This window comes from Vibrio sp. T20 (assembly GCF_007858795.1).
GTDB classification, from domain to species: domain Bacteria; phylum Pseudomonadota; class Gammaproteobacteria; order Enterobacterales; family Vibrionaceae; genus Vibrio; species Vibrio satsumensis.
In genome coordinates, this window is sequence record NZ_VFEB01000212.1 from 1 (window position 1) to 238 (window position 238).

Sequence of the window (238 nt, forward strand, 5' to 3'; positions counted from 1 at the left end):
TCATGCGATAGAGCTGATGCATTGGTGATGAGGAACCCACCAAAAGGCCAAATTGGTCGAGATCGCTAGTGGACACTTTACGTCCTTGATCTTGTTTTTGCTGATAGTACTGGCTGACTTCGCTTAGGGTGTCCGTCAAAATAGCAATATCGACGGGTTTTCTATAGTGAAAAATTGCACCTAAGTTCATCAGCTTATCCAAATTTTCGTTTGGAGCACCAGAGCTAATGATGATCAA

1 pseudogene is annotated in these 238 nt (G+C 42.9%); it reads right to left on the reverse strand.

The features are described from left to right. Positions 1-238: pseudogene (locus tag FTW16_RS21445) on the reverse strand (sigma-54-dependent Fis family transcriptional regulator); the annotation flags it as partial.